This window comes from Rhodanobacter sp. LX-99 (assembly GCF_018599185.1).
Classification (GTDB): Bacteria; Pseudomonadota; Gammaproteobacteria; order Xanthomonadales; family Rhodanobacteraceae; genus Rhodanobacter.
On record NZ_JAHFVL010000001.1, the window covers coordinates 943,062 to 956,967 of the forward strand.

Here is a 13,906-nt window from a genome sequence, read left to right on the forward strand (position 1 = left end):
GCATGCCCGAACTTCCCTTTGCCCTGTGGATCGCCTTGGCCGGCGTGCTCGGGCTGCTGGTAGGCAGCTTTCTCAACGTGGTGATCCTGCGCCTGCCCGCGCGCATGGCGGCGGCATGGCGGCAGGAGGCGCGGGATGTGCTGGAATTGCAGGCCGACGTCGCGCCGCTGCCGCCGGGCATCGTGCGCGAACCGTCGCACTGCCCGCATTGCAAGCATCCACTGTCGGCACTGGACAACATCCCGCTGTTCGGCTGGCTGCTGCTGCGCGGGCGCTGCCGCTACTGCCAGGCGAGGATTTCGATCCAGTACCCGCTGGTGGAACTGCTCAGCGGCGTGCTGAGCGCGGTGATCGTGTGGAAGTTCGGGCCGTCGTGGGCCGCGCTGGCCGGACTGGCGCTGACCTGGACCCTGATCGCGCTGTCCGGCATCGACTTCCGCACCCAGCTGCTGCCCGACCAGCTGACCCTGCCGCTGCTGTGGCTGGGCCTGCTGCTGTCGCTGCTGCCGATGTTCGTCACCGCGCCGGCGTCGATCCTGGCCGCGGCGATCGGCTACCTGAGCCTGTGGAGCGTGTACTGGGTGTTCAAGCTGCTCACCGGCAAGGAAGGCATGGGCCACGGCGACTTCAAGCTGCTCGCCGCGCTGGGCGCGTGGATGGGGCCGGTGGCGCTGCTGCCGATCATCCTGCTGTCGTCGCTGATCGGCGCGCTGGTCGGCGGTACCCTGATCGCGCTGCGCAAGCATGAACGCGAGATCCCGATGCCGTTCGGCCCGTTCATCGCCGCCGCCGGCTGGGTCTGGTTCGTGGCAGGCCCGGACCTGCTGCAGGGCTACATGCAACTGACCGGCCTGCGGTGAACGCGCGGCCGCACGCCCTGGCAGTCGCCCTGACCGGTGGCGTCGCCGCCGGCAAGACGGCGGTGACGCGGCGTTTCGAGGCGCTGGGCGTGCACGTGCACGATGCCGACGTGGCCGCCCGCGAGGTGATCGAACCGGGCACGCCCGGGCTGGCCGAAGTGATCGACGCGTTCGGCGTGGGGGCGCTGGATGGTTCGGGCCGGCTGGATCGCGCGGCCATGCGCCAGCGCGTGTTCGCCGATCCCGCGGCGCGCAGGACGCTGGAGGCGATCATCCATCCGCGCGTGCGCCAGTGGCTGCACGAACGCGCGCTGGCCGAGCGCGGGCCGTATTGCCTGCTGGCGATTCCGCTGCTGGCCGAGAACATCGAACACTACCGCTGGGTCGACCGCGTGCTGCTCGTCGACGCCCCCGAATCCGTGCAGATCGCCCGCCTGATCGCCCGCGACGGCATCGGCGAAACCCTCGCCCGCCGCATGCTGGCCCACCAGGCCAGCCGCGCCGAACGCCTGGCCTTGGCCGACGACGTGATCGAGAACAGCGGCGACGAAGCCGCCCTCGACACCGCCGTGGCCGAACTGCACCGGCGCTATCTGACCCTGGCACTCAACCGGTAGGAGCGCCGCGTGCCTCGATCAGGGCTTGCAAAACCGGGCAGTCCGCCGGGGTGAGGATCGCCATGTCCACCAGGGCGGGAAACTGCCATTGCAGCGCCTGCCCTTCCAGCGGGCGCGGCTCGCCGATCCACGCATCGACCCGCCAGGCATCGAGCAGCAGTCCGCGTCCGCCGTAATTCCATGGCAGCGCGATCAGCGGTTCGGCGTGCTGCAGCGTGACGCCCAGCTCCTCGCGCAGTTCGCGCGCCAGTGCCGCCAGCGGCGTCTCGCCGGGTTCGAGCTTGCCGCCGGGGAACTCCCACAACCCGGCCAGGTGCTTGCCGGGCGGACGCTGCGCCAACAGCACGCGGCCGTCGGCGTCCAGCAGCAGCCCTGCCATCACGTGCATGACTGCACACGACACGGATGCAGGCATCAGCTGCTGCGCAGGTATTCGACCATGTCGAAGTCGTAGGCGTGCTCGGCGTCGGCCTTGTGGTGCACGCGCGAGACCTCGGTCCAGTCGCTGAAGTGCACGCCGGGAAAGAACGCGTCGGCGCCGTCGACCGCGGCACTGACCCAGGTGAGATACATGCGGCGGGCGCGCGGCAGCGCTTCGGCAAACACCAGGCCGCCACCGATCACGATCAGGCCGGTGTTGTCGCAGCGTGCCTGCGCTTCATCGATCGAGCGCACGGTGATCTGGCCCGGGTACGGCGCCTCGTGGCGGCGCGTCAGCACCAGGTTGACCCGGTCCGGCAGCGCGCGACCGATCGACAGGGCGGTGTTGTAGCCCATCAGCACGTTCTTGCCGGTGGTCAGCTGCTTGAACCAGCGCAGGTCGTCGGGCAGGTGCCAGGGCAGCTGACCCTTGCGGCCGATCGCGAAGTTTTCGTCGAGTGCGGCAATCAGCGAAATAGCCATGGCGAATCCTTGGAAGGCTGGATGGTCAGTGGGACGGCCCGCGTCCGCGGATGACGCCGCCGACAACGCCGGATATTAACAGGCCGCGGCGGCGCCGCGCCGGTTCCGCATGTTCCTGCGCGGCCGCTATACGGCGACGGCGGCCTTGATCGCCGGATGCGACCGGTAGCCTTCGATCGCGACGTCCTCGTAACGGAAATCGAAGATCGAGCGCACCGCGGGATCGAGCTTCAGCCGCGGCAGCGGCAAGGGTTTGCGGCTCAACTGCAGCCGCGCCTGATCCAGGTGATTGTTGTACAGGTGAGCGTCGCCCAGCGTGTGCACGAAGTCGCCCACGCCCAGGCCGCAGACCTGCGCCACCATGTGGGTGAGCAGCGCATAGCTGGCGATGTTGAAAGGCACGCCGAGGAAGATGTCGCCGGAACGCTGGTACAGCTGGCAACTGAGTTTTCCGTCCGCCACGTAGAACTGGAACATGGTGTGGCAGGGCATCAGCGCCATCTTCGACAGTTCGCCCACGTTCCAGGCGCTGACGATCAGGCGGCGCGAGTCCGGGTTGCGCCGGATCTCGTCGACCACCCAGGCGATCTGGTCGACCACGCCGCCGTCGGCGGTAGGCCAGGCACGCCACTGCTGACCGTAGACCGGGCCGAGGTCGCCGTGCGCATCGGCCCACTCGTCCCAGATGCGCACGCCGTGTTCTTTCAGGTAGGCGATATTGGTGTCGCCGCGCAGGAACCAGATCAGCTCGTGCACGATCGACTTCAGGTGCAGCTTCTTGGTGGTGACCAGCGGGAAGCCTTCGTTGAGATCGAAGCGCATCTGCCAGCCGAACACGCTGCGCGTGCCGGTGCCGGTGCGGTCGGTCTTTTCGGTGCCATGGTCGAGGACATGGCGGAGCAGGTCGAGATAGGCGTGCATCGCCGAATTCTAGCCCGTGGGGCATGACAACGGTCACTCCCGCAGCGCACTTTCCCGTCCTAGACTCGGGCCTTTCGACCAGGAGATGGACCATGGCGCAGTGGTTTTTCAGTTACGGCAAGAACACCGACCGGATCGGCCCGCTCGACGACGCCGCGGCGCGGGCACAGGCCCAGCGCCAGCCGGACGGCTATTGCTGGTGCGAAGGGTTTGCCGAATGGAAGCCGATCCGCAGCGTGGCCGAGCTCGGCGGCACGCCGCTGGCGCCGCCGCCGATGCCGGCGTCGATGGGCAGCGGCCGCGCCGACGAGATCGACTACCGCATCGTCGGCACCGACATGCAGTTCGTCGAGATCGAGCTGGACCCCGGCGAAAGCGCGATCGCCGAGGCCGGCGCGCTGATGTACAAGGAGTCCGCGGTGCAGATGGATACCGTGTTCGGCGACGGATCCAGCGGCGGCCAGAGCGGCGGCGGCCTGATGGACAAGCTGCTGTCCGCCGGCAAGCGCGTGATCACCGGCGAGAGCCTGTTCACCACGGTGTTCACGCATGCCGGCCAGGGCAAGGCGAAGGTGGCGTTCGCCGCGCCCTACCCCGGCACCGTGATGGCGATGAAGCTGTCCGACCACGGCGGCCGGCTGATCTGCCAGAAGGATGCGTTCCTGGCCGGCGCGCGCGGCGTGCAGCTGGGCATCTTCTTCCAGCGCAAGATCCTCACCGGCCTGTTCGGCGGCGAGGGTTTCATCATGCAGAAACTCGAAGGCGACGGCTGGGTGTTCGTGCACGCCGGCGGCACCGTGGTACAGCGTGAGCTGAAGGCTGGCGAGCGGCTCGACGTGGACACCGGTTGTGTGGTCGCGTTCCACGACACGGTGAACATGGACGTGAAGCCCGTCGGCGGCATCAAGAGCATGCTGTTCGGCGGCGAAGGCATGTTCCTCGCCACGCTGACCGGGCCGGGCACGGTATGGCTGCAGTCGCTGCCGTTCTCGCGCATGGCCGGGCGCATGCTGGCGGCAGCGCCGCAAGGCGGCGGCCAGCGCCGCGGCGAGGGCTCGCTGCTTGGCGGCCTGGGCGACATCATCGGCGGCGACCGCAACTTCTGATCCACCCCTACCGGCTCACCTGAACTCGGTTGCGCAGGGCGGGCACTGCCCGCCCTGCGGGAGCTGCGTCAGGCGCTGGCCAGCGGCAAGGTCGGCGCGCGACGCGACAGCGCGAGCAGCACCAGCCCGACCGCGATCAGCGGCAGCGACTGCATCTGCCCCATCGTCACCCACTGCGTGCCGAACAGGTAGCCGAGCTGCGGATCGGGCACGCGCACGAACTCCACTGCGAAACGGAAGCAGCCGTACAGCAACGCGAACAGGCCGGACACCAGGTAGCGCGGCCGCGGCTTCAGCGAGACGAGCCACAGCGCCGCGAACAGCACCACGCCTTCCAGCAGCATCTCGTACAACTGCGAGGGATGCCGCGGCAGCCGGTCCGGCGCCTGCGGGAAGATCATCGCCCACGACACGTCGCTGGGCTTGCCCCACAGCTCGCCATTGATGAAGTTTCCGAGCCGGCCCAGCCCCAGTCCGATCGGCACCAGCGGCGCCACGAAGTCGATGGTGTCGAAGAAGTGCAGCTTCTGCTTGCGCGACCACCACCAGCCCGCGGCCAGCACGCCGAGCAGGCCGCCGTGGAAGCTCATGCCGCCGTCCCACACCTTGAACAGCGTCTGCGGCGCGGTCCAGATCCAGTCGATGTCGGCGTAGAACAGCATGTACCACACGCGCCCACCGACGATCACGCCCAGCATGCCGTAGAACAGCAGGTCGCCCAGCGCATCGCGGCTGACCGGGAGCCGCCCGCGCCTGCGCCGGTATTCGCCCAGCACCGCCACGAAGAAAAAGCCGAGGAGGTACATCAGGCCGTACCAATGCACCTGGACCGGGCCGAGGTGGAAGGCGACGGGATCGAAATCGACAATGAAGGGCTGGGACATGGCGACCAGGCCGGCTGACAAAACACAAGTGTAGCGGGCCGGGAATGCTTCGCGTCAGTCGCTCTTTTTATCCGGACAGCGCGGGCGCTAGAATCGCTGGGAACGCTGCCTGCACCTGGGGACGGGAGAGGCAGTGGTTACTGTGATCGGGGATGTCCGCATTCAGCCGGCTCGCTGCCGCTCCAGACGAGTCGACTCACCACACACGGAGCGTATCAGGGGGAAATCCGATGTCCTACCGTTTTGCGCGGACCGCGCTGGCCGCTGCCTGCCTGTTGCTGCCTGCCGCTGCCGCAGCGGCCGATCTGATCCCGGTAGAAGATTTCGCGCACCATCCGCTATTGACGATGCCGCGGCTATCACCGAATGGGCAGTACCTCGCCGTGAACATGAACGACCCAGACAGCGATTCGCACATGCTGGCCGTCTACACGGTGGATGACATGAAGCAGCCGGTGAGCATATTGCGCATGCCAAAATACGAGATTGCTGCCGATATCACCTGGGTCAGCAATACCCGGCTGGTAGTGGACAAAGGCAAGGTGTACGGCTCGATTGACAAGCCTTTCCTGACCGGTGAAGTAATCGCCACCGATCTGGACGGCAAGAATCAGGACTATCTCTACGGCCGCGATAGCCTGAAGTACGGCACGCGTGCCGCAACGCGTGGCACCGATCGCGGCTGGGGCTTCGTCGAAAGTAAGCCGCTGCCAGCCAATGGCCACTTCTACATGGGCACGCAGAGTTGGGAGAACACCGATACCAGCACGCTGTACGACGTCGACGCAAGCAAGAACACCCGTCATCTGATCGGCCAAGTCAACGTCGGCGGCATGAGTTTCATGGTCGGCGCCGATGGCAAAGCCCACTTTGCTTACGGGCGCAACGACAACTACGACTACGTCGTCTACCACCAGCAGGCAGCGGGCTGGACAAGGATGACGCCCGCCCAGGTTGGCGGCAGCTTTACACCGATCTTTTTCACTCCGGACAAACAGGGCATCTACGCTGAATACAACGCTGGCGGCGGTCCCACTGCGCTGGTGGAACAGGATGAGAACGGTGGCAACCGCAAGGTGCTCGCCAGCGACAGCTTCAGCAGCATCGGCGATATCCAATGGACAGCTTTTCCGTACCAGCCGTTCGCCACGGCGCCGGCCACCGGCGTACCAAAGGTCAGTTACATCGATCCGAACATGCCCATAGCAAAACTGCATCGCGCGTTGAGCCTGAAATTCCCCGGCAACTACGTCCACTTCATCGATTTCAGCGAGGATGGCGGCAAGGTGCTGTTCGAGGTGAGCAGTGACCGCGATCCGGGCACCTACTACCTGATCGACACGCACAACTACAAGGTGTTCAAGCTGTTCGCCACGGCGCCGTGGATCGATCCAGCGAAGATGGCCGAGCGTCGCCCGCTGCACTTCAAGGCCAGCGACGGTCTGGAGCTGGAGGCGATACTCACGATCCCCCGTGGCGTCGCCGAGAGCAACCTGCCCATGGTGCTGCTGCCGCACGGTGGCCCGATCGGCGTACAGGACGACTGGTCTTACGACAACAACGCCCAGTTCCTCGCCAACCGCGGCTATCTCGTGCTGCAAGTGAACTATCGCGGCTCCAGCGGCCGCGGTGAGGACTTCCAGGAGGCCAGCTACCTGAAATGGGGCACCCGCATCCAGCAGGACCTGATCGACGGCGTGAAGTGGGCGATCGCGGAGAACTATGCCGATCCCAAGCGGGTCTGCGTCTACGGCGGCAGCTTCGGCGGCTACTCGGCGATGATGACCACGATCCGCGCGCCAGGCATGTTCAAGTGCGCGGTGGGCTACGCGGGCGTCTATGACCTGAAGATGATGTACAAGAAAGGCGACATCCGCGAAAGCGAATCGGGCCGCAGCTACCTGAATATGGTCATCGGCAAGAATGATGCCGACCTCGACGCCAATTCGCCCGACAAGCTGGCCGACAAGATCGACGTACCGGTACTGCTGGTTCACGGCGAAGACGACAAGCGCGTGCCGTTCGCGCAGGCCAAGGCGATGCGGGCCGCGCTCGACGCCGCGCACAAGCCGTACGAGTGGCTGAGCAAGCCGGGCGAAGGCCACGGCTTCTACGACGAGAAGAACAACATCGAGTTCTACAACCGGCTGCAGGCATTTCTGGAAAAGAACATCGGGCCCGGCGCATCCGCTCCCTGATCATTCGGGCAGGCTGGATGGGGAAGGCGCTTCGGCGCCTTCCCTGTTTTTCGGGCACGCCGGATTGCGCGAGACACCCGGCAACCGGACTATCTGCGAAGCGTTCCTCTCTCAAAGCAGCACCGGCCGGTCCGCCAGCTCGTCGGGATTGGCCTTGCCGTCGCCGGGGAAATGCCGCTCCAGCAACGCGTTCGCGGCGGCGATGCCGGCGAGGCTGCCCTGGCGCCACTCTCCGCGTGCATAGCATTCGCGCATGCGCGCGCAGACCGCATCCCACTCGTCCGCCGCCACTTTCGCCGCGATGCCGCGGTCGGCGACGATCTCGATGCGGTGCTCGGCCATCAGCACGTAGAACAGCACGCCGCTGTTGCGCTCGGTATCCCATACCCGCAACTGGGCAAATACCTGGCGCGCGCGGGTCGTGGCGTCGAGGCCATCCAGCACGGCCAGCGGCGCCAGTCGCGATTCGACCGCAAAGCGGATTTCGCCCAGGTGACGGCGTTCGCCCGCAGCGATCGTCGCGGCCATCTCATCCAGCAGCGCCGCCGGAAAGCGCCGCGACAGCTGGAACCAGCCGCCGAACAGGTTCGTCCACAATCGCTGCATGCGCGCCATCACCAGCTCCCCGAAGAACCGCCGCCGCCGAAGCTGCCGCCGCCACCGCTGAAGCCGCCGCCGCCAAAACTTCCGCCGCCGCTGCCGCCACCCCAACCGCCGCCACCGAAGCCGCCCCAGCCACCGCCGCCGATCGAGCGGCCGGCGCCCCCGGGCATCAGCATCAGCACGCCGCCGATCAACGCACCGAGGATGCCGGCACCCATCGAGATCAGCAGCCACAGCAAGCCGCCGACCGCCACGGCACCCAGCGGCGCGCGCAGCCACGCCCTGGCCCGGCCGAAGATGCCGCGCAGGAACAGCGCCGCGAACACGGCAATCATCAAGCCCTGCTCCAGCCCGAGGCCGGAACGCCCGTCGCCGGGCGAGCCCCGCACCGGCGGCGGCAGCGGCTCGCCGTCGATCAGTTGGGTCAGCGCGCCGACCGCATCGCTGATGCCGCCGAAGTAATCGTTGCCGCGGAACTTCGGCGCGATGTATTCGCGAATGATCCGCGCGGTGGCCGCATCGGGAATCGCGCCTTCCAGGCCGTAGCCCACCTCGATGCGTACGCGGCGGTCGTCCTTCGCGACCAGCAGCAGGACACCGTCGTCGGTACCCTTGCGGCCCACCTTGTTCGCCTCGGCCACCGCCAGCGAATAGCCCTCGATATCCTGCTCGCCGGTGCTGCCGACCATCAGCACCACCAGCTGCGCGCCCTTGGCCCGTTCCAGCGCCGTCAGCTGCGCGTCCAGTTGGTCGACCTGCTGCGTGGTCAGCGTGCCGGTGAGGTCGGTGACGTGCCGTGCCAGTTTCGGCACGGCAGCGGCCGCGTGCAGCAGCACCGGCAGCAGCAGTACCAGCAGCAGCCAGTGGCGCGGGCAGCGCCGGGGCATCATCAATGCGTCGCGGCAGGTGCCGGCGCGGTGGTGCCAAAGTCCACCTTCGGCGCGGTGGAAATCGCCTTCTCGTTGTCCACGGTGAAGTTCGGCTTCACCTTGTAGCCGAAGATCTTCGCGGTCATGTTGTTCGGGAAGGTGCGGATCATCCCGTTGTATGCCTGCACCGCCTGCACGTAGCGGTTGCGCGCCACGGTGACGCGGTTCTCGGTGCCTTCCAGCTGCGCCTGCAGGTTCTGGAACAGGCCGTCGGCCTTGAGCTGCGGGTAGTTCTCGCTGACCACCATCAGCCGCGACAGCGCGTTGCCCAGCTCGCCCTGCGCGGCCTGGAACTGCTGCAGCTTCTGCGGATCGTTCAGCGAATCGGCATTGACCTGCAGGCTGCCCACCTTGGCACGCGCCTGGGTCACTTCGATGAAGACCTTCTCTTCGTGCTGGGCGTAGCCCTTGACCGTATTGACCAGGTTCGGCACAAGGTCGGCGCGGCGCTGGTACTGGTTCAGCACTTCGGACCAGGCCGCCTTGACTGCCTCGTCCTGCTTCTGGATGGCGTTGTAGCCGCAGCCGCTCAGGCCGAAGGCAAGCAGCAACAGCACGAGATGGCGCAGAAGTTTCATGGAGTCGCTCCGATCCGGTGGAAGGCCATTCCATCATCCCACGCCATCCGCCGCAATCGTGTCAGCACGGAGTGAACGCGCGCGCTAACCGAACAGGCGCGGCCCGAGGATCAACGCCCAGCTCAGCACCACCAGCATCAGCAACACGAATACCGCGGCGGAGCCCATGTCCTTGGCGCGACCGGCCAGTTCGTTGAATTCCGGGCTTACCTTGTCGACCACCGCCTCGATCGCCGAATTCAGCAGCTCGGCCGACAGCACCAGCATCGGCGCCAGGATCAGGATGAATTTTTCCACCCCGCCGTGCCCCAGCCACAATCCGAGCGGGATCAGCACCACCGCCAGGCAGGCTTCCAGCCGGAACGAGGCCTCGTGCCGCCAACCGGCCCGAAGCCCCTTCATCGACCACAGGAACGCATTCCAGACCTGTTTCGGACCGCGAAAACCCTCGGCGGCCATCAGCGGCGACGCCCGGCTGGCCGCGAACGCTCCGGCAATGTCAATGCAATGGTGGACATGGACGGCAAAACTCCCCTGGAACAGGCCGGTTCGAGCGGCCGATGATGCCACAAGCGCCGGCAGCGGGCGTTCGGCGCGGGTTGGCGTCTTGCCGCAGTGCAGCTACAGCGTGATGGCGAATGGGTTACGCTTCGCCGGTTGTGGCCCGTCCATGGGCCACATGGCACTGGCGCGTGCCGGCACGCGCCACCGTTTGGATCACGCACGGAAAACCTATGGCAACCCAGAATCCGCCCGTCTCGCAGACGCGGTCCTTCAGCACCGTCTTCCTGATCGAAATGTGGGAGCGCTTCGGCTTCTACGGCATGCAGGTGTTGATGGTCACCTACATGGTGAAGCGGCTCGGCTTCGCCGACAGCAAGGCCAACCTGATCTGGGGCGCCGCCGCGGCGCTGATCTACGCCACGCCGGCGATCGGCGGCTGGGTCGGCGACAAGCTGATCGGCACCCGCCGCACCATGCTGCTCGGTGCCGTGGTGCTGACGCTGGGCTACGCGATGCTGTGGATTCCCACCAACAACGCCTACTTCCTGTACATCGCGCTCGGCGTGATCATCGTCGGCAACGGCTTCTTCAAGCCGAATGCCGGCAACCTGGTGCGCAAGATCTACGAGGGCGACGACACTAAGATCGACAGCGCCTTCACCATCTACTACATGGCGGTGAACGTCGGCTCGACCATCTCGATGCTGCTGACCCCGTGGATCCGCGACTACGTGGGCGCCAAATACGGCGACGCCTGGGGCTGGCATACCGCGTTCGGCGTCTGCGCGATCGGCCTGATCCTCGGCCTGGTCAACTACACGCTGATGCATCGCACGCTGGCGCACATCGGCTCGCCGGCCGACGACAAGCCGGTGGACGTCAAGCGCCTCGGCGTGGTGCTGCTGGCCGCGATCGGCATGGTGTTCGTCTCTGCCTTCATCCTGCAGGACCAGACCGTCGCCCAATGGTGCGTGTACGCCGCCGGCGTGGTGATCCTGGGCATCTTCGCGTACCTGATCAGCAGCAGCGAGCAGCATGAGCGCGCCGGCCTGATCGCAGCACTGGTGCTGACCGTGCAGACGATCTTCTTCTTCATCTTCTACCAGCAGATGTCGACCTCGCTGAACCTGTTCGCGCAGCGCAACGTCGACCTCTCGTTCGACCTGTTCGGCCTGCACCTGTTCAACTGGATTCCCGAGCAGTTCCAGTCGCTCAATGCGATCTGGATCGTGCTGCTGAGCCCGGTGCTGGTGTTCATCTACAACACCATGGGCAAGGTCGGCAGGAATCCGTCGGTGGCGGCCAAGTTCGCCTGGGGCTTCGCCGCGGTGGCGATCGGCTTCTTCATCTACGGCGTCGGCGCCCGCTTCGCGGTGAACGGCCAGGTCTCGTCGTGGATCATGGTGTGGGGCTACGGCCTGTATTCGCTGGGCGAGCTGCTGGTGTCGGGCCTCGGCCTGGCGATGATCGCGCGCTACGTGCCGGCGCGGATGGGCGGTTTCATGATGGGCGCCTACTACGTCGCGTCCGGCATCTCGCAGTACCTGGGCAGCGTGGTGGCGAACTTCGCCAGCATCCCCACCGACATCAAGGACCCGCTGGTGTCGCTGCCGATCTACACCGCGCTGTTCAACAAGCTCGGCTTCGCCGGCATCGCCTGCACGGTGATCGCGCTGGCGATGCTGCCGCTGATGAAGAAGCTGTCGAGCAGCCATTCCGATTCCGTCGCCAACAACCCGCTGCCGGCCGTGCGCAGCGAGGAATTCAACACGCCGGCGTGATCCGCCGGCCCCGTCGCGCGTTGCGCGGCGGGGTTCGCGAGGCTCCGGCAAGCCTGGAAGATCGCCATGCCGCACCGGCCCACCCAACGCATCGGCCCGTTCGCACTGATACGCACGCTGGCCTGGCTGCGGATCTGCGCCATCGCCGGCCAGAGCACCGCCGTGCTGGTCTGCGCCTGGTGGATGCATCTGGACATCCCGCTGCTGCCGCTGCTGCTCGGCATCGGCCTGCTCGCGGTGTTCTCGGTGTTCGCCGCGTGGCGGTTGACCCAGCCGTGGCCGCCGCGCGAGTGGGAAGCCGTCGGCCACATCGCCTTCGATACGCTGGTGCTGGGTTACCTGCTGTACTTCACCGGAGGCGCCAGCAACCCGTTCATCACCCTGCTGCTGGTGCCGATCGCGCTCAGCGCGGCGGCGCTGTCGGGGCGGTCGGTGCTGGCGGTGGCGGCGCTGGCCGGTGTCGCCTACGTGATCCTGCTGTATTCGCACGTGCCGCTGCCGATGCCGCTGCACGAGAACTCGCCCAGCCGCTTCTCGCTGCACGTGGCCGGGATGGGCGTGAACTTCGTGATCATGGCGGCGCTGCTGAGCTTCTTCATCAGCCGGCTGGCCCACGTGCTGCGGCTGCAGCAGCTCGAAGTGCAACGCGTGCGCGAACGCGCGCTGCGCGACGAAGGCATCCTGGCGATCGCCACCCAGGCCGCCGGCGCCGCGCACGAGCTCAACACGCCGCTGTCGACCATGCGCACCCTGCTGCCCGAACTGCGCCGCGAGCACGCCGGCGACACCTCGCTGGCCGAGGACCTGGAACTGCTGGAAGGCCAGGTCGACCGCTGCAGCACGATCCTTCGCGAAATGGTCGCGTTCGGCAAGGCCCAGCTGTCGCAGGAACCGGAACGGCTCACCGTGGCCGCGTTCATCCACGGCTGCCTGGAGCGATTCCAACTGCTGCGGCCCGAGGCGGAATTGATCCTGACGCTGGATCGGGACATCGCGCAAACCGTGTTGCGCACCCCGCCGGGCCTGCGCCACGCGCTGCTCAACCTGCTCAACAACGCCGCCGACGCCTCGGCCGTGAACCACTCGCACGCGGTGGCCCTGCAGGTCTCGCGCGACGGCGACTGGCTGCAGCTGAGCGTGCGCGACCATGGCCCGGGTTTCGGCGCCGGCGGCGAACTCACCCTGCTCGGCTATTCGCAGAAGCAGACCGGGCTGGGCATCGGCCTGGCCCTGGCCGAAGCCACCGCCGAGCGGCTCAACGGCGAACTGATCGCGCGCAATGCCGAACGCGGCGCCGAGGTATGCCTGCGCCTGCCGCTGGCGGTCATCGCGGAAAAATAGCGCGCCGGACGTGCAAGTCCTGCCGCTTCGGGCAAGAATGAGCCACTGATCCACACTCAGGAAACACCACCGATGACCGAGTTGCCCCATGCCGCCACGGCGCGCCCGCTGCTGCTGGTCGACGACGACGCCACCTTCCTGCGCGTGCTGGCGCGTGCGCTCGGCTCGCGCGGCTTCGAGGTCGTCACGGCCACCAACTTCGACGAAGCGCGTGCGCTGACGCGCCGGCACAACCCGCGCTACTGCGTGCTCGACCTCAAGCTGGGCGAGGAGAACGGCCTGCGCCTGATCCCCGAGCTGCATACCCTGGTGCCCGACCTGCGCGTGCTGCTGCTGACCGGCTACGCCTCGATCGCCACCGCGGTGGAGGCGATCAAGCGCGGCGCCCACGACTACCTGGCCAAGCCGGTCGATGCCGACGCCGTGGTACGTGCCCTGCTCGATGGCGACAACGACAGCGACGACAGCGACCCGCCCGACGCCCCCGAACAACCGCTGGCCCTGCGCCGGCTGGAATGGGAGCACATCCAGCGCGTGCTCACCGAGTGCGACGGCAACATCTCCGAGACCGCCCGCCGCCTCGGCATGCACCGCCGCACCCTGCAGCGCAAGTTGAGCAAGCACCCGGTACGCGAACGCCCCGACCGCGAAGAGTGATCGCGCGCCACCCGTAGGAACGCA

The 13,906-nt window shown here is 66.9% G+C and carries 15 protein-coding genes; 7 read left to right on the top strand and 8 right to left on the bottom strand.

What is annotated here, in order from left to right; all coding sequences use genetic code 11:
• Window positions 1-2 precede the first annotated feature (2 nt).
• Window positions 3-860 carry an A24 family peptidase gene (locus KK131_RS04615; RefSeq protein WP_214555518.1) on the top strand — a complete coding sequence of 286 codons (858 nt, stop codon included), beginning with the start codon at window positions 3-5 and terminating at the stop codon, window positions 858-860.
• Window positions 857-1,477, top strand: coding sequence for a dephospho-CoA kinase (gene coaE / locus KK131_RS04620; protein ID WP_214555519.1), 621 nt, complete (start codon window positions 857-859; stop codon window positions 1,475-1,477). The genes KK131_RS04615 and coaE overlap by 4 nt, the downstream gene beginning before the upstream one ends.
• Here coaE and KK131_RS04625 read toward each other — a convergent pair.
• From KK131_RS04625 to KK131_RS04635, 3 genes are all read right to left on the bottom strand, one after another.
• Window positions 1,467-1,865 (bottom strand): NUDIX domain-containing protein, encoded by a 399-nt coding sequence (locus tag KK131_RS04625; protein ID WP_214555520.1) that lies wholly within the window; start codon window positions 1,863-1,865, stop codon window positions 1,467-1,469. The genes coaE and KK131_RS04625 overlap by 11 nt on opposite strands.
• 26 nt (window positions 1,866-1,891) lie before the next feature.
• On the bottom strand, window positions 1,892-2,380 hold the full coding sequence (locus tag KK131_RS04630; protein ID WP_214555521.1) for a dihydrofolate reductase: 489 nt from the start codon (window positions 2,378-2,380) through the stop codon (window positions 1,892-1,894).
• Window positions 2,381-2,506: 126 nt separating this feature from the next.
• Entirely contained in the window at window positions 2,507-3,301 is a 795-nt protein-coding gene (locus KK131_RS04635) for a thymidylate synthase (RefSeq protein ID WP_214555522.1), read from the bottom strand.
• A gap of 92 nt (window positions 3,302-3,393) precedes the next feature.
• Between KK131_RS04635 and KK131_RS04640 the strand changes: the two genes are divergently transcribed.
• Window positions 3,394-4,407, top strand: a complete 1,014-nt coding sequence (locus tag KK131_RS04640; protein ID WP_214555523.1) for a TIGR00266 family protein — start codon at window positions 3,394-3,396, stop codon at window positions 4,405-4,407.
• A 68-nt stretch (window positions 4,408-4,475) separates the two neighbouring features.
• Here the strand turns inward: KK131_RS04640 and lgt are convergent, their stop codons facing one another.
• Window positions 4,476-5,291, bottom strand: a complete 816-nt coding sequence (gene lgt / locus KK131_RS04645) for a prolipoprotein diacylglyceryl transferase (protein ID WP_214555524.1) — start codon at window positions 5,289-5,291, stop codon at window positions 4,476-4,478.
• Between the two features lie 230 nt (window positions 5,292-5,521).
• On the opposite strand from lgt, the gene KK131_RS04650 reads away from it, so the two are divergent.
• Entirely contained in the window at window positions 5,522-7,489 is a 1,968-nt protein-coding gene (locus KK131_RS04650) for a S9 family peptidase (protein ID WP_214555525.1), read from the top strand.
• A gap of 111 nt (window positions 7,490-7,600) precedes the next feature.
• Here KK131_RS04650 and KK131_RS04655 read toward each other — a convergent pair whose 3' ends face one another.
• The 4 genes from KK131_RS04655 to KK131_RS04670 all read right to left on the bottom strand — a co-directional run bounded on the left by KK131_RS04655 (window position 7,601) and on the right by KK131_RS04670 (window position 10,058).
• Window positions 7,601-8,104 carry a TPM domain-containing protein gene (locus KK131_RS04655; RefSeq protein ID WP_214555526.1) on the bottom strand — a complete coding sequence of 168 codons (504 nt, stop codon included), beginning with the start codon at window positions 8,102-8,104 and terminating at the stop codon, window positions 7,601-7,603.
• Window positions 8,104-8,982, bottom strand: a complete 879-nt coding sequence (locus tag KK131_RS04660) for a TPM domain-containing protein (protein WP_214555527.1) — start codon at window positions 8,980-8,982, stop codon at window positions 8,104-8,106. The genes KK131_RS04655 and KK131_RS04660 overlap by 1 nt, the downstream gene beginning before the upstream one ends.
• Entirely contained in the window at window positions 8,982-9,599 is a 618-nt protein-coding gene (locus KK131_RS04665) for a LemA family protein (protein ID WP_214555528.1), read from the bottom strand. Before KK131_RS04665 ends, KK131_RS04660 begins: the two co-directional genes overlap by 1 nt.
• An 84-nt stretch (window positions 9,600-9,683) precedes the next feature.
• Complete coding sequence (locus tag KK131_RS04670) at window positions 9,684-10,058, bottom strand: diacylglycerol kinase (protein WP_214555529.1); 375 nt, start codon at window positions 10,056-10,058, stop codon at window positions 9,684-9,686.
• Between the two features lie 275 nt (window positions 10,059-10,333).
• Here KK131_RS04670 and KK131_RS04675 point away from each other — a divergent pair, with 275 nt between their 5' ends.
• The 3 genes from KK131_RS04675 to KK131_RS04685 all read left to right on the top strand — a co-directional run bounded on the left by KK131_RS04675 (window position 10,334) and on the right by KK131_RS04685 (window position 13,882).
• Entirely contained in the window at window positions 10,334-11,884 is a 1,551-nt protein-coding gene (locus tag KK131_RS04675; RefSeq protein WP_214555530.1) for an oligopeptide:H+ symporter, read from the top strand.
• A 66-nt stretch (window positions 11,885-11,950) separates the two neighbouring features.
• On the top strand, window positions 11,951-13,225 hold the full coding sequence (locus tag KK131_RS04680) for an ATP-binding protein (RefSeq protein WP_214555531.1): 1,275 nt from the start codon (window positions 11,951-11,953) through the stop codon (window positions 13,223-13,225).
• Between the two features lie 72 nt (window positions 13,226-13,297).
• A complete protein-coding gene (locus KK131_RS04685; protein ID WP_214555532.1) occupies window positions 13,298-13,882 on the top strand; it encodes a response regulator transcription factor in 585 nt (194 codons plus the stop codon).
• The last annotated feature ends 24 nt before the right edge of the window (window positions 13,883-13,906 follow it).